Here is a 22,577-nt window from a genome sequence, read left to right on the forward strand (position 1 = left end):
TCCCGTCAACAATAGCCAGTTCAGAAGCCGATACAATATCTTGACCGGCCTGTCTCGCTCCTTGAATGGTGTGAATCAGTCCTTTTTCGACCTTTTTGGACCGCCCTTTGGCGCCTGCTGGAGGGCCTTCAGGGCCGCGAACGGGTGTTCCTCCGGGTCGGAGGTCTCAACGGTTGCGGTGAAAGCCACATCCGCCTTCCGGGGATAGGGGTCGATTCCAAGGAACAGCATCTCGGTCGCGAGCCGCCCGAGGTCGATGGCTCCGTTGACGATGATTTCCGGCGGGTCCGGCTCGTCCCCGTCGATATCCACCTTCGGCGGGGCTGCCGCAGCCGAATCCGGCTCGGCGAAAATAATGTCGATGTCTTCCTCGACCCGGTTTTCCAGAGGCTCCAGCGTCACCACGCAGTCCTGACCGATCAGGCCACTGACACGGCCTCGCGCCTGAATGGCTCCCCGGACGTGGGTGAGGTGGAAACTCGCCTGAGCCTCCAGAATCTCCCGCACGCCCGCGACCTCCGCCAAGGCGGCGCGTTCGGCCGCATTGGCCGCAAAGGTGACATGCGACCCGGCAGCCGGGATCTTCGCCACAGCGACCGGGTGGCTCCAAGGATTATCGCGATGGGGCTGATGTCCGCTCATCCGGTTATCCTTCCGCCAAGCCGTTGGCAGGCGGAAACTGCCATTCGCCGCGCGCGAAAGCCGCCTGATCGACCGTGTTAAGCTGCGCCAGCGCTTCCCCTACGTAGGTGGCAAGCCGCTCCGCGCCGGCTGCATTGGCCTCGTTGAAGATGTTGCGGTTGAACGCGGCCGCCAGTTCCGCATGACCCGCATTGAGCGCCGCGTCGTAGGCAGCGGAGCGGCCATAAAAGGCCTCGCCGAACTTCTGCATCCGCTTCGGGACGGTGAGGTCGCCTACCCCCATCTCGCGCAGATTGTCGTCCATGTCGGTGCAAAAACGGTCGAACAGGTGTTGCGCCGGTTCTTCCCCAGCCGGGTCCTGCCGCAGCACCCGCAGCACCATCCACAGATGCAGCAGCACCATGTCGAAGCGCCCGTCCACCGTGTCGGGAACATGGAGCCCAGCATAGAAGGCCGGCTGCCGGGCCTGCGCCACGATCATGCCATAGATGGCCTCGATGGTGCGCTGCGCCGGGGTCGATTTCTTGAGAAACGAGAACATCTTCCGATCCATTGACCTGCCCGCCAGTCCGGGCACGCGGTTCTGTGGTTGCAATGAAGCGTGCCGCCGGGTACGTCAACCGCTCCTGCGATGCAAGAACCTCGGGACTGCAAGAAAGGCCTTCGCCTGACATGACGTTTCGCGCCCTCACCCCCTCCTCCTATCCCCGTTCCCGCTCCATGTCGGGCACCCTGCGCGGCACCGTTGCCGCGCTGGCTCTCGGTCTGGTCCTCGTCGGATGTACCGGCGAGCAGTTCCAGAGGGGTTACATCCTGCCACCCGGCGCGCTGGAACAAGTCCAGATCGGCGCGAGCCAGGATCAGGTGCTGGTGGTGCTGGGTACGCCTTCAACCGTCGCGACGCTGGACGGCGACGTGTTCTATTACATCTCGCAGCGCACGGAGCGGAAGGTCGCCTTCATGCACCAGCAGGTGATCGACCAGCGCGTCATCGCCGTCTATTTCGACAAGAACCGCACCGTCCGGCGCGTGGCGAACTACGGCCTGAAGGACGGTAAGATTTTCGACTTCATCAGCCGCACCACGCCGACCAGCGGCCAGGAGATCAGCTACCTTGCGCCGATCTTCAAGCTGATCAGGTTCCGCGACTGATTTTCGGTGACGTGCCGGTCGCGTTACACCGCGACCAGCCCGCGCGCGACGAAGTCGTAGCCCTGCTCCCAGCGGTCGTGCTGCTCAGTGCCTTCCGGATAGGGATTCTTACGCGGCTCGTGATTGAAGCGCGCGAGCTTCCCCTGCTCGAACGGATCGCTGTCGTCGGCTGCCATGGTTTCGCTCCCTGAGGTTTCGCTCCCTCATGCCGGTCACTTCCGGCCCTGACATCCAACGCAACAGGTATGTTCCGGTTTCCGACAGAGCGCTGAAATTTTCCGGGGGATTGCGAGCCGCGTCGTCTTCAAATTGTCGCAGTGTGCCGGGTCGTTCTGCGCAACAAAAAAGCCCGCGGCATGCCGCGGGCTTTTCGTCACTCTCGTATTGCTATCAATGCGCCAGGATCGCAAGCAGCAACAGTGCCACGATGTTGGTGATCTTGATCATCGGGTTCACGGCGGGGCCCGCCGTGTCCTTGTAGGGATCGCCTACGGTGTCGCCGGTCACGGCCGCCTTATGCGCGTCCGAACCCTTGCCGCCGAAGTGACCATCCTCGATGTACTTCTTGGCGTTGTCCCACGCGCCGCCGCCCGAGGTCATCGAGATCGCGACGAACAGGCCAGTGACGATCACACCGAGCAACATCGCGCCGACTGCGGAGAACGCAGCCGACTTGCCCGCCGCGCCGCCGCCCGCAATCGCATAGATCGCAAAGTAGACGACGATCGGCGACAGCACCGGCAGCAGCGACGGAATGATCATTTCCTTGATCGCAGCCTTGGTCAGCAGGTCCACGGCTTTGCCGTAGTCCGGCTTGTCGGTGCCCTGCATGATGCCCGGCTTCTCACGGAACTGACGGCGCACCTCTTCGACGATGGCGCCCGCCGCGCGGCCGACCGCCGTCATGCCCATCGCGCCGAACAGATACGGCAGCAGGCCACCAAACAGCAGGCCAACCACGACGTACGGGCTGTTGAGCGAGAAGTCCGGCGAAACGCCCTGGAAGTAAGGGTGATGGGCCGCATCCGAGATGAAGAACTTCAGGTCCTGATTGTAGGCCGCGAACAGCACCAGCGCGCCGAGACCGGCGGAGCCGATCGCGTAGCCCTTGGTGACGGCCTTGGTGGTGTTGCCGACCGCGTCGAGCGCGTCGGTCGCCTTGCGGACTTCCTTCGGAAGCCCCGCCATTTCCGCGATGCCGCCCGCGTTGTCCGTCACCGGGCCGAAGGCGTCGAGTGCCACGATCATGCCGGCCAGCGCCAGCATGGTGGTGGTCGCGATCGCGATGCCGAACAGGCCCGCGAGGCTGTAGGTGACGAGGATACCCGCGATGATGACGAGGGCGGGAAGTGCCGTCGATTCCATCGAGATCGCGAGACCCTGGATCACGTTGGTGCCGTGGCCCGTGACCGAGGACTGGGCAATCGACTTCACCGGGCGGAAGTCCGTGCCGGTGTAGTACTCGGTGATCCAGATGATGAGGCCGGTCACAGCAAGACCCGCGACGCCGCACAGGAACAGCGACATGCCGGTGTAGTTCACGCCCGCCAGCGGACCGAAGCCGATCAACTGGTGCACGACGATCGCCACGCCTGCAAGCGAGAGAATGCCGGTCGCGATCAGGCCCTTGTAGAGCGCGCCCATGATCGACTGGCTGGGACCAAGCTTGACGAAGAAGGTGCCGATGATCGAGGTGATAATGCAGATGCCGCCGATAGCGAGCGGCAGCGTCATCACCTGTGTCAGGATCGGCGTGTTGCCGAAGAAGATTGCGGCCAGCACCATGGTCGCGACCGAGGTCACGGCGTAGGTCTCGAACAGGTCCGCCGCCATGCCGGCGCAGTCGCCGACATTGTCGCCGACGTTGTCGGCAATGGTGGCCGGGTTGCGCGGATCATCCTCGGGGATGCCCGCTTCAACCTTGCCGACGAGATCGCCGCCGACGTCCGCACCCTTGGTGAAGATGCCGCCGCCGAGACGGGCGAAGATCGAGATCAGCGATGCGCCGAAGCCGAGCGCCACCAGCGCGTCGATGACGATGCGATCATTTGGCTTCAGGCCGTGCTGCTGGGTCAGGTGCATGAAATAGAGCGTCACACCAAGAAGAGCGAGACCCGCCACCAGAAGGCCGGTGATCGCGCCCGCCTTGAAGGCAAGCTCAAGACCGCCCGCGAGCGACTTGGTCGCCGCCTGCGCAGTGCGGACGTTGGCGCGAACCGAGACGTTCATGCCGATGAATCCCGCAGCACCCGACAGCACCGCGCCGATCAGAAAGCCGACGGCAACCAGAATGCCGAGGAAGTAAGCAAGCAGCGCGAAGATCACGACGCCGACGATCGCGATCGTCATGTACTGACGGCGCAGATAAGCCTGCGCGCCTTCGCGCACCGCCGCCGCGATCTCCTGCATTCGCGCGCTCCCGGCATCGGCCCCCAGCACCGACGAGGTCGCCCACACCGCATAGACAATGGAAAGTGCTCCACAAAGCACGATCAACCACAAAGCTGTCATTGAAATGGCCCCTGATGTTCCCGAAAGACGGCCGTACTCCGCAGCACGCGGACGGCGTCAAAATGAGTGCAGCTCTCGGACGATCGCTTCCCCAATTCGGCGCGAACTCTGCCAAAATCATTTTGCGGACGCAATGATCCAGCCCATAGCCAAATCGTCCTGAAGTCTGGAAATGGCCTAATCCTTTAGGTGCAATGCACCAATTCTAGAAATGGCTGTAAGACAAGCGCTTCAGTGGCATCGGCATACCCGACGCGTCGAGAAAAACCGGAGCCGAAGTCCCGTTTTGCATGCGACCGATCGCAGCCACCGCAACGGCCGCACGCCCGGCTGCCTCGCGGAACGAGGCCCAGCGATTCTCCGGAATGGTGCAGAGAACCTCGTAATCGTCGCCGCCTGCGATCAACGTCTCCACGCCTGCCGTGCCAGCCGATAGAATCCGCCGCGCCGGATCGGAGAACGGTATCGTGGACGCCTCCACCGTGGCCGATACTTTTGACGCCGCGCAAAGCTTGGCGAGATCGCCCGCAAGCCCATCCGAAATATCCATCGCGGCATTGGCGTGCGTGCGGATGGCTTCCGCCAGCGCGTTGCGCGGCTGCGGTATCCGGTAGCGCGCCACCAATGCGTCGCAGGCCGATGCATCGTCGAGCAGTTTCTTACCCTTGAGACAGGCGAGACCAAGCGCGGCGTCGCCTATGGTGCCCGTCACAACGATGATATCGCCGAGCTTCGCGCCATCACGGCGCACCATGGTGCCCGCGGGCAGCTTGCCGAAGATCGTCACCGAGATCATCAGCGGTCCCGGCGTGGAAACGGTGTCGCCGCCGAGCAGCGGACAGCCGAACGCCACCGCATCTTCACCAAGGGCTTCCACGAAAGGCTCAAGCCATGCCTCGCGGACATCGCGCAACGCCAGCGTCAGCACGAAACCGGCGGGCGCCGCTCCCTTCGCCGCGAGATCGGACAGGTTCACCCGCAACGCCTTCTGCGCGAGCGTGGCAGGCGGATCGTTGGGCAGGAAGTGGACGCCCTCGACGATGGCGTCGGTGGTGATGACGATATCCTCGCCCGAGGCCGCGAGGATCGCGGCATCGTCGATCAGCCCCAGCGCGCCTGCATGGGTTGCGAGCGGGCGAAAGTAACGGGCGATGAGATCGTCTTCCGCCGAGGCCATTCCCTAGCCTTTCGCGAATTCATCCGTGCGGAACTGCCGCGCGATCTGGTCGAGCACGGCATTCACCATCCCCGCCTCGTCGGCTTCGACAAAGGCATGCGCGACATCGACATATTCCTTGATGACGACGCGCGCCGGAACGTCCTTGCGGTGGCCCAACTCATATGCGCCAGCACGCAACGTCGCGCGCAGGATCGCCTCGATCCGCTTCAGTGGCCAGCCGCGCGTAAGCGCCTCGTCCAGCATCGGATCGATCTTGCCCTGATCGCGGACCACGCCGGACACGACATCGCGGAAGAATGCGGCTTCCGCCGGCAGATATTCGTCGCCCTCGACCTCGTTGCCGAGCCAGTGGCTTTCAAACTCAGCGAAGATATCGTTGATGCCGGCGCCTGCGATGTCCATCTGGTACAGCGCCTGCACGGCCGCGAGCCGCGCAGCCCCGCGCCGGTTCGCCTTGCCTTCAGTGCCTTTCGGAGCCGCTATTTTAGGAGGTTTGGCCATCACGGCTTCGCCAGCTTGCGCTTGATGCGGATCATCTGGATCGCGGCGCGCGCGGCGTCGCCACCCTTGTTGAGCTTGTTGGCACGGGCGCGTTCCCACGCCTGCTCCTCGTTGTTCACGGTGATGATGCCGTTGCCGAGCGGCACGCTGCGAGACACTGACAGGTCCATCAGGCCGCGCGAAGATTCCATCGACACGATCTCGAAATGGATAGTGTCGCCACGGATCACGCAGCCAAGTGCCACCGCGCCGTCATAGGGGCGACCGTTCTTCTTCGCGGCATCGAGCGCGATCGCAATCGCGGCGGGAATTTCCAGCGCGCCCGGCACGCTGAGAATATCGTAGCCGACACCGGCGGCATCGAGTTCGACCCGCGCGCCTTCGAGCAGCGCATCCTGAATATCATCGTAGAACCGCGCCTCGACGATCACCACGCGGGCGTCGCTGATGTCGGTCTTGTCGTCCAATTGAGCTCGGCGGGGGGTGGCCATCGATCAGTCCGTCAAAGTGAATATTTGCAAGGGGTTGTAGTCGCCGTGGCACATAAAGCAAGCGGCTATCGCATCTCCGAAAGACGCGCTGCGTAGCGGGCCATGACGTCGATTTCGAGGTTGACCTCGCTGCCCACCTGCCAGCCCTGAAGCGTCGTCACCTGCAGGGTGTGCGGGATGATGAGCACCGAGAAAATATCCTCAACCGCCTTGTTCACGGTCAATGAAACGCCATCGAGCGTCACCGATCCCTTCGCCGCGATGAATTTCGCCAATTCACGCGGTGCACGCAGCTCAAAACACGCCATGTCCGGCAGGTTTTCGCGCACAACAATGGTGGCGATGCCGTCGACATGACCGGAGACGATGTGACCGCCGAGTTCGTCGCCGATCTTCAGCGCGCGTTCGAGATTGAGCCGTCCGCCCTCGCGCCAGTTCTTCGCGCTGGTCATGCGTAGCGTCTCCGCCGCCGCATCGACCTCGAACCATGTTCGCCCTGCCTCGACACCGGAACGCACCACCGTCAGGCAGACGCCATTGCACGCAATGGATGCGCCATCGGCTATGGTTGTCTGATCGTAAGCGCAACCGATCCGCAGACGATGCAACTGCCCCTGCGCGCTGGGCTTGATGGAGAGGATATCGCCGATTTCGGTGATGATGCCTGTGAACATGAACAACACTCTTTCAGACGGAGCCGGCGCGACGATAAACCGTCAGCCTGTCGTCTCCGAACCTTTCCGTTTCATCCGCAAGCCAGCCGGACGCAATAGCCGTTTCCAACTGCTGCCCATCCAGCGCGGCCAAGCCATCGCTGCCGATGTTTTTCATGCCCTGAAACAGCCAGAACTCATCCACCAGACCGGCTTTCAGGAAAGACGATGCCACCTTCGCGCCACCCTCGACCAGCAGCCGCGTGATCCCTTGCGCCGACAATGTATGCAACACGGCCTCAAGATCGAGCCCCACCTGGTGATCGTCTACGGCCAGATGAAACACATGGGCACCGGCGGCGCCGAGCTTTGTCGCAGCGGCGGCTTCCGCCGTCTCGGAAGCGATTAGCCACAACGGCGTGGCGCGCGCGGAATGGATCAGGCGGCTATTGCCCGAAAGCCGCAACGCGCGGTCGAGCACCACGCGCACCGGCGAGCAGGCTTCCATCCCCGGCAAGCGGCAGGTCAGCATTGGGTCATCCGCCATTGCGGTGCCGATCCCGATCAGAATCGCATCGTTCTGCGCGCGCAACAGATGCACCCGCGCGTTCGCGGCCTCGCCAGTGATCTGAACCGGCTTATGTCCCGCGGCGGCGATCCTGCCATCGGCGGAAACGGCGAGTTTCAGCGTCACATGAGGGCGCTGCTCGCGCACGCGCAGAAAATGCCCCGCGTGGGCGCGCGCAGCCTCGTCGCGATACAGCCCGACATCGACCTGAATGCCCGCGTCGCGAAGCCGCGCATGGCCCTGCCCCGCCACTTCCGGATTGGGATCTTCGATCGCAGACATTACGCGCGCGATTCCGGCTGCGATGATGGCGTCTGCGCAGGGCGGCGACTTGCCATGATGCGAGCATGGCTCCAGCGTCACATAGAGCGTCGCACCCTTGGCCGCTTTGCCCGCGCGCTGCAAGGCGACCGGCTCGGCGTGTGGACGGCCGCCGGGCTGCGTCCAGCCGCGCCCGAGAATGACGCCGTCCTTCACCACGACCGCGCCCACAGCGGGATTGGGCCAGGTTCGCCCCTGCCCGCGCCGTCCGAGCGCGAGCGCAAGCTGCATGAAGCGATGGTCTTCCGGAGTGAAGGCCGCCGAGGCGCCGGCGGTCATTTTCGCACGTTCGCCGGCACACCTTCGTCCGACAATTCGCCGAGCACGGCCTCGAAATCCTTCGCCTCGCGGAAATCGCGATAGACCGAGGCGAAGCGCACATAGGCGACGTCGTCGAGCTGACGCAGATGTTCCATTACGATTTCGCCAATCGCCTCCGATGAGACTTCCGCCTCGCCGCCGCTTTCAAGCTCCCGCACGATGGTGGACACCATCTTCTCGACCCGCTCAGGATCGACCGGGCGCTTGCGCAAACTGATCTGCAGCGAACGCACCAGCTTGTCGCGGTCGAACGGCACCCTCCGCCCGTTGCGCTTGATGACGGTGAGTTCGCGCAACTGCACGCGCTCGAACGTCGTGAAGCGGAAATTGCACGCGAGGCACACGCGGCGGCGGCGGATCACGGAGGAATCCTCCGTGGGCCGTGAATCCTTCACCTGCGTATCGAGACTGCTGCAGCTTGGGCAACGCATACGTAGGCCGCCTCTCGCGTTTGATTACGAATAGATCGGGAAACGATCGGTCAGTTCACGCACCCGCTTCTTTACCTGCTCCTCGACGCCCGGCGCGGCACCATCCGGCGACTGCGCAACCGCGTTGAGCACTTCGGCGATCAACGCACCGACCTGCTTGAATTCGGCGACGCCGAAACCGCGCGTGGTGGTCGCAGGCGTGCCGAGGCGCAGGCCCGAGGTCACGAACGGCTTCTCGGGGTCGAACGGGATACCGTTTTTGTTGCAGGTCAGGCCCGAGCGCACCAGCGCGCGCTCCGAGATGTTGCCCTTCAGGCCCTTCGGGCGAAGGTCGACCAGCATCAGGTGATTGTCGGTGCCGCCCGAGACGATCTCGAAGCCGTGGCCGCGCAGCGATTCCGCAAGCGCCTTCGCGTTTTCGACGACGTTCTTCGCGTAAACCTTGAAGTCCGGCTGCAGCGCTTCCTTGAACGCCACCGCCTTGGCGGCGATGACATGCATCAGCGGGCCGCCCTGCAGGCCGGGGAAGATCGCCGAATTGATCTTCTTGGCGATCTCCTCGTCGTTGGTGAGGATCAGGCCGCCACGCGGGCCGCGCAGCGACTTGTGCGTGGTGGTGGTGGTGACGTGGGCGTGCGGCACCGGCGAGGCATGCACCCCACCCGCCACGAGGCCCGCGAAGTGCGCCATGTCCACCATGAAATACGCGCCGACGCTGTCGGCGATCTCGCGGAAGCGCTTGAAGTCCCACGCCCGCGAATAGGCCGAGCCGCCCGCGATGATGAGCTTCGGCTTCACTTCCTGCGCCTGCTTTGCGACCGCATCCATATCGATGAGCTGATCCTCGCGCCGCACGGTGTAGTGCTTCGGCGTGAACCACTTGCCCGACATGTTCACCGGCGCACCGTGGGTGAGATGGCCACCCGCGGCAAGATCGAGGCCCATGAAGGTATCGCCGGGCTGCAACAACGCCAGGAACACCGCCTGGTTCATCTGGCTGCCGGAGTTCGGCTGCACGTTGGCGAAGTTCGCGCCGAACAGCTTCTTGGCGCGCTCGATCGCCAGCGTTTCCACCACGTCGACCCATTCGCAGCCGCCGTAATAGCGCTTGCCCGGATAGCCTTCCGCGTACTTGTTGGTGAGCACCGAGCCCTGCGCCTCGAGCACGGCGCGGCTGACGATATTTTCGGACGCGATCAGCTCGATCTCATGCTGCTGGCGGCCGAGTTCGCCCTTGATGGCATCGGCGATCTCGGAATCAGCCTGGCCGAGCGTGGCGGTGAAGAAGGTGTTTGGAGCGGAAGCGGTTTTCGCGGAAGACGACATTGGAAGAATGATCTCCACCGCGGCCGCCGGGCGGCGCGGTCAGGTGAGAATGAAAGCGAAAGAAAGCGCTGCGGGCATACCATATGTGGTCCCGAGGGCCAAGTTTGGGCGGCGGAAGGGGCTATATGCTAAAAAGATAGCGGGGCCGCCACCGGCGCGGAACGCCGGAATCCCGGCCACCCGCAACCAACTGAACTGGAACATCATTTCGAGGCAGATACCGGACGGAAATACCGCCGAGAGACTTCCCGCCTACAGGCGGGTGCAGAACACGATCAGGTTCAGCGAACACGCCACAAGCAGGATCAGCGTCAGGAGGACGCCCACGCGATCACGGTCGGTTTTCAGAATCGGCTGTTTCATGAGCCGATGATGGAAAGAGTCCGGACAAGAGTCCCGGGCTTTATTTTTGAAAGTGCGGCCGGTCGATTCAGGACTCGTTTACGAACCGATTCTCGCCCCAGAGCCTGTCCGGCAGCCCCGGCTCAGGAAGGCTTCGCCGCCTTGCCGCTGACGAGATAGCGCCGCTTGGCGCGTTCGCCAGCCTCCATCGCTTGTGCGCGGGCACCGAACACGGTGCCGCCGTCAAGCCGTGTGGCGCCGAGCATCAGCGACCATTGCCACTCCTGGACCGTGCTGGACTCGCCGCGGCCGTCGATCTTGATTTCTAATCGTTGCTTTGACATCGGCCACCTTTAACAGCGTCTCGCGGGCATGACCAAGGAAAAGGTGGTCACTTCGCGTTATCCGGCTTCTCGTTGTCCCGCCGCTTTTGCAGATCGTCACTGCTGATGGAGATATCGGTCGCCTCCGCGCTCTTGCGCATTTGCAGTTTGAGGCCGTCGTCCAGGTCCCATGTGAATGTCATGGCGGGCTCCTGCCCTTCGACACTGACCGGCTTCTTCCTGTATTGCTCCGATATGTCGTCCGCCAGCGATTGCGCGGACCCCTTCGCATCCGACAGCCGAAGCGTGGCACGCGCCACCTTCTGATCACCGTCCGGCAGATATTCCATGGACAGCCTGCCGCGCCCCGTCGCGCAAACGAACTCGCGCGTCGCCGGCTGATCCTGACAGCCCCATTTCCGCGCCTTGCCAACCGACTCCGCTTGCTTGTGCGTCATGCCCGGAATAACGCCCAGCAGGTCGTGCTTGTCGTAAGACTGCCGCGTCAATCCGAAGATCAAAACGCCCAGGAATATGGCCGTGGCGATGACGCCGATCTGGATTCTGTTCATGATCCCTCCGGCGCACAGGGCTACACCGGCGAGATCAAAAAGAAAACGGCCTCCTCTCGCGAGAAGGCCGTTCCAACCGGAGGGCAATCCGGCTTTACGAGCAAAGGTCAGGTAGCGCGTGACCGGCTTGCCGCCGGAGCACTTGAAGGACGTGAGCCCTTCCGTGCGCCTTCACGCCACCCTGAAATTGATTCAGATCAAAGGCGGTACAGGATCTGGTCGGTCCAGAAGCGCTCGAGGCGATGCAGCGACTTGTTCAGCGTCGCGAACTCATCGTTCGAGATGCCGCCGACCTGCTCCACCGTCTTGACGTGCTTCTGATACAGCGCGTCGACGATGTGGCGGATTTCCTGGCCCTGTTCGGTCAGGCTGATGCGGACCGAGCGGCGATCAACGCGCGAACGCTGGTGATCGAGGAAGCCCATCTCGACGAGCTTCTTCAGATTGTACGAGACGTTCGAGCCAAGGTAATAGCCACGCGTACGCAGCTCACCGGCGGTCAATTCCTTGTCGCCGATATTGTAGAGCAGCAGCGCCTGCACCGAATTGATGTCGGAGCGGCCACGACGATCGAATTCGTCCTTGATGACGTCGAGCAAACGACGATGCAGACGTTCGACGAGCGTGAGAGCTTCGAGATACAGCGGCTGAACCGGCGCCGACGTTTCGTTCGCGGCAGGCGTGACCGCCTTGGCTGCGGATTTCATCATGACACTTCCCCTGTCGTTTTTACGACTTATTCGACGAAACTTTTGTCCCGCCTGATGACCGCAACTTAGGGGCCGCGTTTGAAGATGAGCCTAAAAAACACAATAAAGAGAAGGTTTATTTGATTGAGTAAACGTTTGATTTAGCCAGTGTTTTCAGCCGCTTTTGTAATATTTGATTCAGGAATGGGGCCCCCTGTTCACGCTTCGCTCCACAATCTGTCGCATTCTGAAGCGAAGGCGCCGGAAACCGGAAAGGTTTCGTCAATCATCGAAACCGGGATCGAAAAAAGGCCGCATCGGAAAATGCGGCCTCGAAAAGAAAACATCGAAAATGCTCTGCGCCTATGGCGGCCGCTCGCGCGCCGCCATCCACGCCAATGCGAGATAGGCCGCGAGCAGCACCGCCGCGAACAGCACAACGAGAAAGTGCCCGCCATAGATCGATGGAAACATGATCTCGACCACCGCGAGCGATACAACGGTGGTGAGCCACACCACCGCGCCCCACGGCGTCGCAAGCCACAGCCCGACCGCCGCGACGAGTTCGATTACCGCAAAATAAACGGTGGCCGCCTGCCACTGCATCGTCTGCACTTCGAACGCGCCATCCTGCCCGCCGAGGAACCCTGTGATCTGCGCCCAGTTGTAAAGGCCCATCACCATCGCGATCACGGCCATCGCGCGCAGGAACATGATGAGGCGCGCGGTCCATGTGGTTTCGCCGGTTTCGACCTCACTCGCGAGCGAGGTCAGACCGCCATGCTGATCCTGCCGGGCGGGATCGCTGACCCGCACCATATGGATTTTCCGCGAGGGCTGCTCGAAATCGTCGTTCATCGCGACAGCTTTGGTCGTTCGCCGCGATAAAATCAATCCAGATATTCGCAGGCTTCACGATGACGTAGCCGAGCGGGAATGCTAAATCTGGCCGCAGGAGACTTCTATATGGCGATCAAATTCGGACGACCGATCGAATCCCGCGACACCCCGCCCCGCGCCGACGTAAGCGCCCCCGCAACGGCGCTGCATCTCACCACGCGCCTGCGCCGCAACCGCAAGACCGAATGGGCGCGCCGCCTCGTCCGCGAGAACACGCTGACCACCAACGACCTGATCTGGCCCCTGTTCGTCGCCGATGGTCATAACAAGCGTGAGGCGGTCGCCTCGATGCCGGGCGTCGAACGCCTTTCCGTCGATCAATGCGTGCGCGACGCCGAGCGCGCCATGAAGCTCGATATCCCCTGCATCGCGCTGTTTCCCTACACCGAAGCCGCACTGCGCGATCCGAGCGGCTCCGAGGCGCTGAACATCGACAATCTGGTGTGCCGCACCGTGCGCGCCATCAAGAAGGAATTTCCCGATCTTGGCGTACTGTGCGACGTGGCGCTCGATCCATTCACCAGCCATGGCCATGACGGCCTGTTGCGTGACGATGGCGTCATCATGAACGACGAGACCGTCGCGGTGCTGGTGCGTCAGGCGCTGGTGCAGGCGGAAGCCGGCTGCGACATCATCGCTCCTTCCGACATGATGGATGGCCGTGTCGGTGCCATCCGCGAGGCGCTCGACGCCGCAGGCCACCTCGACGTACAGATCATGGCCTATGCCGCGAAATACGCTTCCGCCTTCTACGGCCCATTCCGCGACGCGGTCGGTTCCGCCAAGGCGCTGACCGGCGACAAGCGCACCTACCAGATGGACCCCGCCAATTCCGACGAGGCACTGCGCGAAGTCGAACTCGACATCGCCGAAGGCGCGGACATGGTGATGGTGAAGCCCGGCCTCCCCTATCTCGATATCCTGCGCCGCGTGAAGGACGCCTTCGCGATGCCGACATTCGCCTATCAGGTGTCGGGCGAGTACGCGATGCTCATGGCAGCGGCGAACAACGGCTGGCTCGATGGCGACCGCGCGATCATGGAAAGCCTCACCGCCTTCAAGCGCGCCGGCGCCGACGGCGTGCTGACTTATTTCGCGCCCCTCGCCGCGGAAAAGCTGCGCGCGGCACGCTAGCTTTCCGTTCCATTTCTTTTTGTTTATCCGGGTACCCGCCGTCTTGCGGCGGGGAACATGTATCGCCATGTCGCAGGAAGCCCCGCTTCCGGGGCGCGGAGGCGATAATGTCGGACACGCAAGGGTCGGGCGGCGGTGCAGCCTGGCGGAACAATCCCTATTCCGGCCCCTACACTACCGATGCGCAGAGCGACCTTGCGCTCTACAGCGGGGTGCTCACCAGGCGCTTCGTCGCCTTCCTGATCGACCTGTTCGTGCTGTCGGTGCCGATCGTGCTGGTGTCGATCTTCATCCTGCTGTTCGGCGTGGTGACGCTCGGCCTTGGCTGGGCGCTGTTCTGGCTGGTGTCGCCCTTCTCCATTATCTGGGCGCTGTTCTATTACGGGCTGTCACTCGGCGGCCCGCATGCCGCCACCATCGGCATGCGCACCCTCGGCATCCATATGGAGATGCTGAATGGCGGGCGGCCCTACTTCCTGCTGGGCGTCGCCCACGCGGTGGCCTACTGGGTTTCCGTGTCGTTCCTCACGCCACTGATTGTGCTGGTTGGTTTCTTCAACCGGCGGGGCCAGTTGCTGCACGATCTCGTGCTCGGCACGGTGCTGGTGAATACGGCCGCCACCATGCCTCCCAGCCGTTCGTTCTGATTGACGGGTCAGGTCATGCGAGCGATGCTTGTGCAGTGAATCGAACCGAGCGGCGGAACCCGCCGCCGCTCACGATCCGGGGTTGACGGCCTGACGTGACGCAACATTCGCGCAATACGCCGCAATTCTATCTGACGGCGCCCACTCCCTGCCCGTATCTCGAAGGGTTCCAGGAGCGCAAGGTTTTCACCCATCTGGTCGGCGACAAGGCAGGCGAGCTGAACGACCTGCTCACCCATGGCGGGTTTCGCCGTAGCCAGTCGATCGCCTATCGCCCCGCGTGCGATCTCTGTCGCGCCTGCGTTTCGGTCCGCGTCATTGCCGACGAGTTCCAGCCGTCGCGTAACCTGCGCAAGGTCCTCCACCGCAATGCCGATCTCGTCGGCGAGATGCGCGAGGCGATTCCGACCTCCGAACAATATTCGGTGTTCCGCGCCTATCTCGATGCGCGCCACCATGATGGCGGCATGGCAGACATGACCGTACTCGACTATGCGATGATGGTGGAAGACAGCCACGTCAGCACGAGCATCATCGAATATCGCCGCCGCACAGCGGACACCGGCATTACCGGCAAGGGCGGAGATCTGGTCGCGGTCGCGCTGACCGATATTCTCGGCGACGGCCTGTCGATGGTCTATTCGTTCTTCGAACCCGGCGAGCACGACCGCTCGCTCGGCACGTTCATGATCCTCGATCACATCGCCCGCGCCCGTAACATGGGCTTGCCCTACGTCTATCTCGGCTACTGGATCGATGGATCGAGCAAGATGAGTTACAAGGGCCGCTTCCTGCCGCAGCAGCGGCTTGCGCCGAATGGATGGGTGCGCGTCGATGTCAACGGCGCGGCCGCATCCGAGCCGCAGGATTAAACCGCTTCGCGGTCAGTCGCGGTAAATCAAATACTCTCGCGTCTCACATAATGAACTACGATGCTTGCAACCTCACGGCGAGCGTCCATTCGTCGCGTGCGAACTATTGTTTTTTTATATCGCATCGGCGTTCAATGCCGCCCTGAGGAATCCCATCGCCTTCACCGGGCGATGCATCAAGAAGGGGCAATACATGTTCAACCGACATTCCGGCATGATCGCAACAGTCGCCTTCAGCCTGATCGCCATTCAGCCGGCATTTGCGGCTTCACAGGATAAGCACGATCTGCCTGAGCCGTTTTTGAGCATGGAGAAAAATTATCTGAAGGAAACGCCCGACCTTCAGAAGGTGATGGACGTCATGATCGCCACCGAGGAGCGACAGGTGAAGGACCCAACGCAGGACATCCTCCACAACCGGCTCTGCGCCGCATTCGTTTACAGGATGGCAAACGATCAGAAGATGCCCGCCGCCGACAAGCGATTGGCTCTCGCCGGCGATATCCTGCACAACATCGCCAAGGAAGAGAAAGAATCGGTGCTGACCAACCCGGACCAACTCTCCAAGGCCCGCGACATGGTCGTGCGGCTGCGCAAGGCCGGCTTCCTGAAAAATTCGCCGAATTTCTGGAACGACGAGAGCGTTCTGACAAATCCTAAAATCGGCAACAACCACGCGCTGATCCACAATATCACCGGCGCGGTCATGGCAGGCGACTTGCTGCGGCAGGTCGGCGGTTATTCGGACAAGGAAATCGAAACCATCGAGGCTGCCGTCGTCGAGCATTCGACCGGCTATTGGTATTTCCGTGACTCGATCGACAAGGCTGCCGGCAAGAAAGGCGCCTGGGAAACCGTCTATCCCGAGCCGGAAAACGACATCGCCAAGTTCACGCATGATGCCGATCTGATCTCGCAATTCGTGCCGGAATCGGTCGTGCCGGATGGCAGCAAATGGCGCGGGCTTGCCAAGAAGCGCTGGGGCGCCAAGACGCCTCAGGAGGAAGGCCACATCGTCTATTACGTTTTCCAGCGCCTGTTCGACGAGGCCAAGACTCCCTCGGGCAAGGAAATGGCCCGTGAACGCTGGAACGAGATCGCCCCTGCCCTCATCAAGCTGATGGGATTGAAGGAAGGCGACGACCCGATCAAGATTCTCGGCGTGCCTTCGGTGTTCGCAAGCTGACGCTGCCCTCGCGCTTCATGGCACAAGTCGTGTTCGGTTTCGCTACGCCCCCGTGACGAAATCGAACACCAGCTTGGCGTTCAACACGATGACCACGACCGCCGTCACCGCGGCTGCCGCGGTCAGCCAGCGGGGCGCCACGAACACGCCCATCTTGGCGCGGCTCCCGGTGAACATCACCAGCGGCACGATGGCGAACGGCAATTGCAGGCTCAGCACCACCTGACTCAAAATCAGAAGCTCGCCTGAGCCTTTCGCGCCATACCAGATCGTCACCAGCGCCGCCGGCACGATGGCGATGGCACGGGTGATGAGACGGCGCAGCCACGGCGCGATACGGATGTTGATGAAGCCTTCCATCACGATCTGGCCGGACAGCGTCGCTGTCACCGTCGAATTCAACCCGCAGCACAACAACGCTACGCCGAACAGCGTCGGCGCCCAGCTCGAGCCCAGCATCGGCGCGAGCAGCGCATGGGCGCGATCGAGCTCAGCGACCTCGTGATTGCCTGCGGCGTTGAAAGTCGCCGCCGCCAGAATCAGGATCGATGCGTTGATGGTCAGCGCAAGGCACAGCGCGAAGGTCGAATCGATGGTCGAGAGCTTGATCGCCTCGCGCTTGTCCGCCTCGGTCGGCCCGTAGCCGCGCGTCTGCACCAGACCGGAATGCAGATAGAGATTATGCGGCATCACCGTCGCGCCGAGAATGCCGAGCGCGAGATAGAGCATGTCGGGATTACGCACGATCTCGACGGTCGGGGCGAAGCCCCGGATCACCGCACCCCAGTCGGGATTCGCCAGCGCGATCTGGATCGCAAAGCACGCCGCGATCACGCCGAGCAACGCGACGACGAACGCCTCCACCCAGCGAAAGCCCAGCGCCTGCAGAGCGAGGATCAGGAACACATCGAGCGCGGTGATCAGCACGCCGATCTCGAGCGGAATGCCGAACAGGAGATTGAGGCCGATAGCAGTGCCGATAATCTCGGCGAGGTCAGTGGCGCTGATGGCGATTTCCGCGAACAGCCACAGCGGCCACGCCACCCATCGCGGGTAGGCATCGCGGCAGGCCTGCGCGAGATCGCGCCCCGCGCCGACGCCGAGCCGCGCACACAGCGATTGCAGGATGATCGCCATGATGTTGGAGATTAGCGCGACCGAGAGCAGCGCATAGCCGAACTTCGAGCCGCCCGCGAGCGAGGTCGCCCAGTTGCCGGGGTCCATGTAGCCGACGGCGACGAGGTAGCCCGGCCCGAGGAAGGCCACCAGCTTGGCCCAGAACGAGCCGCCCTGCTTTACCCTGATCGAGCCGAACACATCGGCCAGCGAAGGCTCGCGATTGGGCGCGCGCCAGCCGCTCTCGGCCGCGACGACGGGTCTCGCCGTGGGGTTAACCTGTGCATCCATTTCCATAGAATGCATGACCACGCATCTAGATGCAAGTGATTTGCAGAAGCGTTAGCTGATGGTTTCGCCGTCGCCGGGCTGCTTCGGGGCAATCGGGGTGAAAAGGCAGCGATCCGGCTTGAGGTCGATCAGCGGGGTTCCGTCGAGGCAATCCAGCCCCTGCACCGTCACCATGTTCCCCTCAACCCGTATGAGCTTGGCGACCGACGTGCCAATCGGATTCGGCCGCACCGGCGAGCGCAGCGAGAAAGTGCCGTGGACCTCGCCATTGCTAGCCGGACTCTGCAGCACGAGGTCGCGCCGCGATTGATCCAGCCAGTACAGGACTTCGACGGTGGAATATTTCTCCAGCCCCTTCAGCGCGGGCACCCAGGGCTCGAAGATCTCAATGCGGCATTCGGGGCCGTCATGCCGCCCCTGCCGTGGTGTCATCATGCGATCGCTCCAGGGCGTGTGGATGCGGCCGATATAGGTCAGCCCAGCATCGGTCGGCGCTGGCGGCGTGACGGCGACTTCACCTTCACGGATTTCATTGCGGCGGACCATCGCGCTCTCCTGAGACATCCCGTCATTCCGGGGCGTGAGCACCGCGAATGGGCCCGGAATCTCGACATGAGTAAGCACTTTGTCAAACCGGATCATGACCCTTTCGCCCCGCTTGCGGGAAGAGAGGCAATCATAAAGGGAAACGCAGATAGAGATATTGAGTGAGCGCAATGCTCCTCACGCGGATCGCCACCGCGCGTCGCAAACGCGCTTACGGCAATCCGACCTCTCCCCGTAAACGGGGAGAGGTAAAGCTGCTAGCCAATCCCCTTGCCGAACTTGTTCGACTTCGGAAAGCCCTTCGGCGGCAGGCGGCCGGCGTCGGCGCGGTTGCCGCGCCAGTCGGACAATTCCTTCCATGTCGCGGAGAATTCGCGGCCGGCAGAATCCTTCCACGTCAGCCCTTCCTTGGCGGTGAAGGTGGTGATGTCCGACAGGCCGCCGTCCTTGTAGCGTTGCAGGCGTACACCGCGCCCGCGCGCCATTTCCGGCACCTGATCGAGCGGGAAGATCAGCATCTTGCGGTTCTCGCCGATCACCGCAACGGTGTCGCCCGCCACGGTGCAGATCGCGGCCGCCTCGTTCGGCGCGGTGACGTTGAGCACCTGCTTGCCCTTGCGGGTGTTGCCGACGCAATCATCCTCGTTGACGACGAAGCCCTGCCCGTCATGGCTCGCGATCAGGAATTTGCGCCCGCCGGTGTTGACGAACAGCGACACGATATTCGCATCGCCTTCGAGATCGATGAAGCTGCGGATCGGATCGCCATGGCCACGACCGCCGGGCAGCTTCTGCGCATCCAGCGTGTAAAAGCGGCCATGAGTGCCGAGTAGCAGCAGCTTCGAGGTGGTTTCAGCGAAGAACGAAATGCCTAAGCGGTCGTCTGTCTTGAACGTGAGGTTCGACAGATCTTCGACGTGCCCCTTGAGTGTGCGAACCCAACCCTTGTCGGAGACGACGACCGTGATCGGCTCGCGCTCGATCAGAGCCTCCTCGATGGCGGCAAGGTCATGCTCCGGCGCGTCAGCGAACTGGGTGCGGCGTTTGCCGAGCGCTGTCTTCGGCCCGAACAGTTCGCGAACCTTCTTGACCTGCTCGCCGACCTTCTTCCACTGCTCGTCCTGGGAAGCGAGCACAGCCTTGAGGTCTTTCAACTCGGCGCGCAGCTTCTTGTCCTCGCCGCGGATCTCCATTTCCTCCAGCTTGCGCAAATTGCGCAGTCGCATGTTGAGGATGGAATCGGCCTGGATGTCGGTGAGCTTGAAGGTCTTGATGAGGACGGGCTTCGGCTCGTCCTCGGTGCGGATGATCTTGATGACCTTGTCGAGGTTGAGATACGCGATCAGGTAGCCGCCGAGCACTTCGAGACGGTGCTCGATCTGGCTCTTGCGATGGTTGGAGCGGCGCACCAGCACGTCGCGCAGATGATCGAGCCACTCGCGCAGGCACTCGGCGAGGCCCAGCACCTTGGGGATGCGGCCCTTCACCAGCACGTTGAGGTTCAGCGGAATCCGGCTCTCAAGATCGGTCTGCTTGAACAGCGTCTCCATCAGGACTTCGGGATCGACGTTCTTCGACTTCGGCTCGATGACGATGCGGATGTCCTCGGCCGATTCATCGCGAATATCGCCGACGAGGTGCAGCTTCTTCTCGTTGAGAAGCTCGGCGATGCGCTCGATCAGCCGAGACTTCTGCACCAGCCATGGAATTTCAGTGACGACGATGTTCCAGGTGCCACGCGCGCCATCTTCCTGATGCCATTTGGCGCGCACACGGAAACCGCCGCGCCCGGTGGCGTAGGCCTCGGCGATCGAGTCCTGCGAATCCACCACGATGCCACCGGTCGGAAAGTCCGGGCCCTTGACGTAACGTAACAGGCCGCGCGTCTTGGTCGCGGGCTTGTCGATGAGATGCAACGCAGCGTCGCACAACTCGGCGGCATTGTGCGGCGGGATCGAGGTCGCCATGCCGACCGCGATGCCCTGCGCGCCGTTGGCGAGGAGATTCGGAAAACCGCCCGGCAAGACGACCGGTTCCTTATCGCTGCCGTCATAGGTCGGGCGAAACTCGACCGCGTCCTCGTCAAGCCCTTCCAGCAGCAGGCGCGCCACGTCGGTCAGGCGCGATTCGGTGTAACGCATCGCCGCCGGGTTATCGCCGTCGACGTTGCCGAAATTGCCCTGCCCGTCGACCAGCGGATAGCGCGAGGAAAAGTCCTGGGCGAGGCGCACCAGCGCGTCGTAGATCGCCTGGTCGCCGTGCGGGTGGAATCCGCCCATCACGTCGCCGACGATCTTGGCGGATTTCTTGAACGGCGAACTTGGATCAAGCCGCAGCAACCGCATACCGTAGAGGATGCGCCGGTGAACCGGCTTCAGCCCGTCACGCGCGTCCGGCAGCGCCCGGTGCATGATGGTGGAGAGCGCGTAAGCGAGGTAGCGCTCCTCGAGCGCCTCACGCAGCGCGACTTCCTGAATGTCCTGCGGTTCGGGGGGAATCAGTGTCTTGCCCATGCCGCAGGGGTTAACGCCTGCCGCTGGGCGGGACAAGGATGGAATGAAACCGTCGAATCAGCCGGACGGCCAATTTTCTCTGCTCCGGACCGCAGACCTCATGACAAAGCCCGATGCCCTGATATTGTCAAAGAGTTCCAGTTCCATGGAACCAGAGCGGATCGGATGGGTTGCCGCATTGAAAGGACCCACAGGAGGAGAAAAATGAAACGTGTCGTTCTGACCGCCCTTGCCGCAGTCACCCTCGCGGGTGCGGCCACCTTGGCCAGCCCGCGTGCTGAAGCCATGACGCTGCCCGGCATCACCGGCGCGCCATCGACCCAAACCGAAAACGTCGCTCTGGTCTGCCGCCGTGTCTGGAACGGCTGGCAGTGGGTACGTAGCTGCTACCGCACCGGCCCGCGCTATTATGGCCCGCGTCCCTATTATGGTCCGCGCCGCTACTACCGCCGTTGGTGACCAGCGGCTGACCGATTTGCAAAACGGGCCGGATTTCCGGCCCGTTTTTTATTGCGGCCGATTGACCCTTATCCGGCGGCCAACTGCACCCAGGACCGCGCCACCGCCGCGATAAACCCGTCCCGCGCATCGGAGTGGCCCTGCCCGCGCGGCTCCAGCACGTTGCGCAGCAGGAACAGGCCGGTCAGCCGAAAGCCCTCCATCATGTCCCGCTCGGTTTCGGCGCCGCTGTCCTCATGACCCGCGCGCAGGAACGGCGGCAGCGGCAGTAACCGTTCGCGCCAAGGTTCCCCGGCGGCACGGGACACCGCGCAGCCCGACTTGGGCGACACATAGATCAGGTCGGCTTGCGCACCCGTCGCGGCGCAACTGGACAGATCGAGGCCGAAGCCGAGCTCGTCCAGCATCGCCATCTCGAAACGGACGACATGCGTGGCCGCGACGACAGGCTCATCGAAGTCATCGAGAATCGCCTCGAGCAATTCGTAAATGCCGTCATGCGGGGCACGCTCCGGCAACAGCCGCGCCAGCGCCGCGAGATGCGTGATGCCATAGGCGGCGTGAGGGCACGCCAGCATGGTGGCCGCGCGCAATTGCGTCCCCTCGATCGCGTAATAGCCGAGATGTTCGTCGAGCCGGGCGCGCCAGACCGCGCTGACCGAATTGCCCGGCTGCAGCAGCGGCCGCATCCGCGTCCCCGCGCCGCCACGCACCAGCCCGAGATGGCGGCCATGGCTGCGCGTCAGCAACTCGACAATGGCACTCGATTCGCCATGTCGCCGCGTGCCGAGGATGATGCCTTCGTCGGTCCACTCCATGAATCGAATCTTACACGATCCGGCACAAAACCGCGTTGCCGGGATCGCCTCTCAGACCAGAATATTATCCGC

General features: G+C 62.8%; 25 protein-coding genes. 6 read left to right on the plus strand and 19 right to left on the minus strand.

What is annotated here, in order from left to right; translation table 11 throughout:
• Positions 1 to 75: 75 nt before the first annotated feature.
• Both AFIDRAFT_RS16915 and AFIDRAFT_RS16920 read right to left on the minus strand, forming a co-directional pair.
• The gene (locus AFIDRAFT_RS16915) at positions 76 to 642 is read right to left on the minus strand and encodes a YceD family protein (RefSeq protein WP_009340838.1); all 567 of its coding nucleotides are present in this window, start codon (positions 640 to 642) and stop codon (positions 76 to 78) included.
• A gap of 4 nt (positions 643 to 646) precedes the next feature.
• Positions 647 to 1,183, minus strand: coding sequence for a ubiquinol-cytochrome C chaperone family protein (locus AFIDRAFT_RS16920; protein WP_009340840.1), 537 nt, complete (start codon positions 1,181 to 1,183; stop codon positions 647 to 649).
• Positions 1,184 to 1,314: 131 nt separating this feature from the next.
• Between AFIDRAFT_RS16920 and AFIDRAFT_RS16925 the strand changes: the two genes are divergently transcribed.
• A complete protein-coding gene (locus AFIDRAFT_RS16925) occupies positions 1,315 to 1,794 on the plus strand; it encodes an outer membrane protein assembly factor BamE (RefSeq protein ID WP_009340842.1) in 480 nt (159 codons plus the stop codon).
• A gap of 23 nt (positions 1,795 to 1,817) precedes the next feature.
• On the opposite strand, the gene AFIDRAFT_RS20085 is transcribed toward AFIDRAFT_RS16925, so the two are convergent.
• From AFIDRAFT_RS20085 to AFIDRAFT_RS16985, 13 genes are all read right to left on the minus strand, one after another.
• The gene (locus AFIDRAFT_RS20085) at positions 1,818 to 1,970 is read right to left on the minus strand and encodes a hypothetical protein (protein WP_009340844.1); all 153 of its coding nucleotides are present in this window, start codon (positions 1,968 to 1,970) and stop codon (positions 1,818 to 1,820) included.
• A 214-nt stretch (positions 1,971 to 2,184) separates the two neighbouring features.
• Entirely contained in the window at positions 2,185 to 4,305 is a 2,121-nt protein-coding gene (locus tag AFIDRAFT_RS16930) for a sodium-translocating pyrophosphatase (protein ID WP_009340845.1), read from the minus strand.
• A gap of 205 nt (positions 4,306 to 4,510) precedes the next feature.
• On the minus strand, positions 4,511 to 5,482 hold the full coding sequence (gene thiL, locus AFIDRAFT_RS16935) for a thiamine-phosphate kinase (RefSeq protein ID WP_009340847.1): 972 nt from the start codon (positions 5,480 to 5,482) through the stop codon (positions 4,511 to 4,513).
• A gap of 3 nt (positions 5,483 to 5,485) precedes the next feature.
• Complete coding sequence (nusB, locus tag AFIDRAFT_RS16940) at positions 5,486 to 5,986, minus strand: transcription antitermination factor NusB (protein ID WP_009340849.1); 501 nt, start codon at positions 5,984 to 5,986, stop codon at positions 5,486 to 5,488.
• Positions 5,986 to 6,477, minus strand: coding sequence for a 6,7-dimethyl-8-ribityllumazine synthase (gene ribH, locus AFIDRAFT_RS16945; RefSeq protein WP_009340850.1), 492 nt, complete (start codon positions 6,475 to 6,477; stop codon positions 5,986 to 5,988). Before ribH ends, nusB begins: the two co-directional genes overlap by 1 nt.
• Before the next feature lie 65 nt (positions 6,478 to 6,542).
• Entirely contained in the window at positions 6,543 to 7,151 is a 609-nt protein-coding gene (locus tag AFIDRAFT_RS16950) for a riboflavin synthase (protein WP_009340851.1), read from the minus strand.
• 13 nt (positions 7,152 to 7,164) lie between these two features.
• Positions 7,165 to 8,298: a bifunctional diaminohydroxyphosphoribosylaminopyrimidine deaminase/5-amino-6-(5-phosphoribosylamino)uracil reductase RibD gene (ribD, locus tag AFIDRAFT_RS16955; RefSeq protein WP_009340852.1), complete on the minus strand. Its 1,134-nt coding sequence runs from the start codon at positions 8,296 to 8,298 to the stop codon at positions 7,165 to 7,167.
• The gene (nrdR, locus tag AFIDRAFT_RS16960) at positions 8,295 to 8,771 is read right to left on the minus strand and encodes a transcriptional regulator NrdR (RefSeq protein WP_009340854.1); all 477 of its coding nucleotides are present in this window, start codon (positions 8,769 to 8,771) and stop codon (positions 8,295 to 8,297) included. Before nrdR ends, ribD begins: the two co-directional genes overlap by 4 nt.
• Before the next feature lie 24 nt (positions 8,772 to 8,795).
• The gene (glyA, locus tag AFIDRAFT_RS16965) at positions 8,796 to 10,097 is read right to left on the minus strand and encodes a serine hydroxymethyltransferase (RefSeq protein ID WP_009340855.1); all 1,302 of its coding nucleotides are present in this window, start codon (positions 10,095 to 10,097) and stop codon (positions 8,796 to 8,798) included.
• A 485-nt stretch (positions 10,098 to 10,582) separates the two neighbouring features.
• Positions 10,583 to 10,783 (minus strand): hypothetical protein, encoded by a 201-nt coding sequence (locus tag AFIDRAFT_RS16970; protein ID WP_009340857.1) that lies wholly within the window; start codon positions 10,781 to 10,783, stop codon positions 10,583 to 10,585.
• A gap of 47 nt (positions 10,784 to 10,830) precedes the next feature.
• Entirely contained in the window at positions 10,831 to 11,421 is a 591-nt protein-coding gene (locus AFIDRAFT_RS16975) for a hypothetical protein (protein ID WP_245258199.1), read from the minus strand.
• Between the two features lie 110 nt (positions 11,422 to 11,531).
• Positions 11,532 to 12,044 (minus strand): transcriptional regulator LdtR, encoded by a 513-nt coding sequence (gene ldtR / locus AFIDRAFT_RS16980; RefSeq protein ID WP_009340862.1) that lies wholly within the window; start codon positions 12,042 to 12,044, stop codon positions 11,532 to 11,534.
• A gap of 342 nt (positions 12,045 to 12,386) precedes the next feature.
• Positions 12,387 to 12,881 (minus strand): DUF6163 family protein, encoded by a 495-nt coding sequence (locus AFIDRAFT_RS16985; RefSeq protein WP_009340863.1) that lies wholly within the window; start codon positions 12,879 to 12,881, stop codon positions 12,387 to 12,389.
• Between the two features lie 108 nt (positions 12,882 to 12,989).
• Here AFIDRAFT_RS16985 and hemB point away from each other — a divergent pair, with 108 nt between their 5' ends.
• From hemB to AFIDRAFT_RS17005, 4 genes are all read left to right on the plus strand, one after another.
• Positions 12,990 to 14,057 carry a porphobilinogen synthase gene (hemB, locus tag AFIDRAFT_RS16990; RefSeq protein ID WP_009340865.1) on the plus strand — a complete coding sequence of 356 codons (1,068 nt, stop codon included), beginning with the start codon at positions 12,990 to 12,992 and terminating at the stop codon, positions 14,055 to 14,057.
• A 107-nt stretch (positions 14,058 to 14,164) separates the two neighbouring features.
• Complete coding sequence (locus AFIDRAFT_RS16995; protein ID WP_009340867.1) at positions 14,165 to 14,704, plus strand: RDD family protein; 540 nt, start codon at positions 14,165 to 14,167, stop codon at positions 14,702 to 14,704.
• A gap of 95 nt (positions 14,705 to 14,799) precedes the next feature.
• Positions 14,800 to 15,576, plus strand: coding sequence for an arginyltransferase (locus tag AFIDRAFT_RS17000; protein ID WP_009340869.1), 777 nt, complete (start codon positions 14,800 to 14,802; stop codon positions 15,574 to 15,576).
• A 193-nt stretch (positions 15,577 to 15,769) separates the two neighbouring features.
• Entirely contained in the window at positions 15,770 to 16,762 is a 993-nt protein-coding gene (locus AFIDRAFT_RS17005) for a hypothetical protein (protein ID WP_009340871.1), read from the plus strand.
• Between the two features lie 42 nt (positions 16,763 to 16,804).
• Here AFIDRAFT_RS17005 and AFIDRAFT_RS17010 read toward each other — a convergent pair whose 3' ends face one another.
• The 3 genes from AFIDRAFT_RS17010 to parC all read right to left on the minus strand — a co-directional run bounded on the left by AFIDRAFT_RS17010 (position 16,805) and on the right by parC (position 21,228).
• Entirely contained in the window at positions 16,805 to 18,175 is a 1,371-nt protein-coding gene (locus AFIDRAFT_RS17010) for an Nramp family divalent metal transporter (protein WP_009340873.1), read from the minus strand.
• 45 nt (positions 18,176 to 18,220) lie between these two features.
• Positions 18,221 to 18,715: a tRNA (N6-threonylcarbamoyladenosine(37)-N6)-methyltransferase TrmO gene (gene tsaA / locus AFIDRAFT_RS17015; protein WP_040298719.1), complete on the minus strand. Its 495-nt coding sequence runs from the start codon at positions 18,713 to 18,715 to the stop codon at positions 18,221 to 18,223.
• Positions 18,716 to 18,972: 257 nt separating this feature from the next.
• Positions 18,973 to 21,228 carry a DNA topoisomerase IV subunit A gene (parC, locus tag AFIDRAFT_RS17020; protein WP_009340877.1) on the minus strand — a complete coding sequence of 752 codons (2,256 nt, stop codon included), beginning with the start codon at positions 21,226 to 21,228 and terminating at the stop codon, positions 18,973 to 18,975.
• 204 nt (positions 21,229 to 21,432) lie between these two features.
• On the opposite strand from parC, the gene AFIDRAFT_RS17025 reads away from it, so the two are divergent.
• On the plus strand, positions 21,433 to 21,687 hold the full coding sequence (locus AFIDRAFT_RS17025; RefSeq protein WP_009340878.1) for a hypothetical protein: 255 nt from the start codon (positions 21,433 to 21,435) through the stop codon (positions 21,685 to 21,687).
• Between the two features lie 68 nt (positions 21,688 to 21,755).
• Here AFIDRAFT_RS17025 and recO read toward each other — a convergent pair whose 3' ends face one another.
• A complete protein-coding gene (gene recO / locus AFIDRAFT_RS17030; protein ID WP_009340880.1) occupies positions 21,756 to 22,505 on the minus strand; it encodes a DNA repair protein RecO in 750 nt (249 codons plus the stop codon).
• Positions 22,506 to 22,577 lie beyond the last annotated feature (72 nt).

Source organism: Afipia sp. 1NLS2 (assembly GCF_000178995.1).
Taxonomy (GTDB): domain Bacteria; phylum Pseudomonadota; class Alphaproteobacteria; order Rhizobiales; family Xanthobacteraceae; genus Afipia.

Bases quoted from the DNA above. Each gene is read 5' to 3' on its own strand.
- AFIDRAFT_RS16950 (WP_009340851.1), bottom strand. From the start codon at position 7,151: ATGTTCACAGGCATCATCACCGAAATCGGCGATATCCTCTCCATCAAG.
- hemB (WP_009340865.1), top strand. From the start codon at position 12,990: ATGGCGATCAAATTCGGACGACCGATCGAATCCCGCGACACCCCGCCC.
- AFIDRAFT_RS16920 (WP_009340840.1), bottom strand. From the start codon at position 1,183: ATGTTCTCGTTTCTCAAGAAATCGACCCCGGCGCAGCGCACCATCGAG.
- parC (WP_009340877.1), bottom strand. From the start codon at position 21,228: ATGGGCAAGACACTGATTCCCCCCGAACCGCAGGACATTCAGGAAGTC.
- ribD (WP_009340852.1), bottom strand. From the start codon at position 8,298: ATGACCGCCGGCGCCTCGGCGGCCTTCACTCCGGAAGACCATCGCTTC.
- AFIDRAFT_RS16970 (WP_009340857.1), bottom strand. From the start codon at position 10,783: ATGTCAAAGCAACGATTAGAAATCAAGATCGACGGCCGCGGCGAGTCC.
- ribH (WP_009340850.1), bottom strand. From the start codon at position 6,477: ATGGCCACCCCCCGCCGAGCTCAATTGGACGACAAGACCGACATCAGC.
- AFIDRAFT_RS16925 (WP_009340842.1), top strand. From the start codon at position 1,315: ATGACGTTTCGCGCCCTCACCCCCTCCTCCTATCCCCGTTCCCGCTCC.
- AFIDRAFT_RS17025 (WP_009340878.1), top strand. From the start codon at position 21,433: ATGAAACGTGTCGTTCTGACCGCCCTTGCCGCAGTCACCCTCGCGGGT.
- thiL (WP_009340847.1), bottom strand. From the start codon at position 5,482: ATGGCCTCGGCGGAAGACGATCTCATCGCCCGTTACTTTCGCCCGCTC.
- ldtR (WP_009340862.1), bottom strand. From the start codon at position 12,044: ATGATGAAATCCGCAGCCAAGGCGGTCACGCCTGCCGCGAACGAAACG.
- tsaA (WP_040298719.1), bottom strand. From the start codon at position 18,715: ATGGTCCGCCGCAATGAAATCCGTGAAGGTGAAGTCGCCGTCACGCCG.
- AFIDRAFT_RS16915 (WP_009340838.1), bottom strand. From the start codon at position 642: ATGAGCGGACATCAGCCCCATCGCGATAATCCTTGGAGCCACCCGGTC.
- glyA (WP_009340855.1), bottom strand. From the start codon at position 10,097: ATGTCGTCTTCCGCGAAAACCGCTTCCGCTCCAAACACCTTCTTCACC.
- AFIDRAFT_RS17010 (WP_009340873.1), bottom strand. From the start codon at position 18,175: ATGGAAATGGATGCACAGGTTAACCCCACGGCGAGACCCGTCGTCGCG.
- recO (WP_009340880.1), bottom strand. From the start codon at position 22,505: ATGGAGTGGACCGACGAAGGCATCATCCTCGGCACGCGGCGACATGGC.
- AFIDRAFT_RS20085 (WP_009340844.1), bottom strand. From the start codon at position 1,970: ATGGCAGCCGACGACAGCGATCCGTTCGAGCAGGGGAAGCTCGCGCGC.
- AFIDRAFT_RS16995 (WP_009340867.1), top strand. From the start codon at position 14,165: ATGTCGGACACGCAAGGGTCGGGCGGCGGTGCAGCCTGGCGGAACAAT.
- nusB (WP_009340849.1), bottom strand. From the start codon at position 5,986: ATGGCCAAACCTCCTAAAATAGCGGCTCCGAAAGGCACTGAAGGCAAG.
- nrdR (WP_009340854.1), bottom strand. From the start codon at position 8,771: ATGCGTTGCCCAAGCTGCAGCAGTCTCGATACGCAGGTGAAGGATTCA.
- AFIDRAFT_RS16930 (WP_009340845.1), bottom strand. From the start codon at position 4,305: ATGACAGCTTTGTGGTTGATCGTGCTTTGTGGAGCACTTTCCATTGTC.
- AFIDRAFT_RS17005 (WP_009340871.1), top strand. From the start codon at position 15,770: ATGTTCAACCGACATTCCGGCATGATCGCAACAGTCGCCTTCAGCCTG.
- AFIDRAFT_RS16985 (WP_009340863.1), bottom strand. From the start codon at position 12,881: ATGAACGACGATTTCGAGCAGCCCTCGCGGAAAATCCATATGGTGCGG.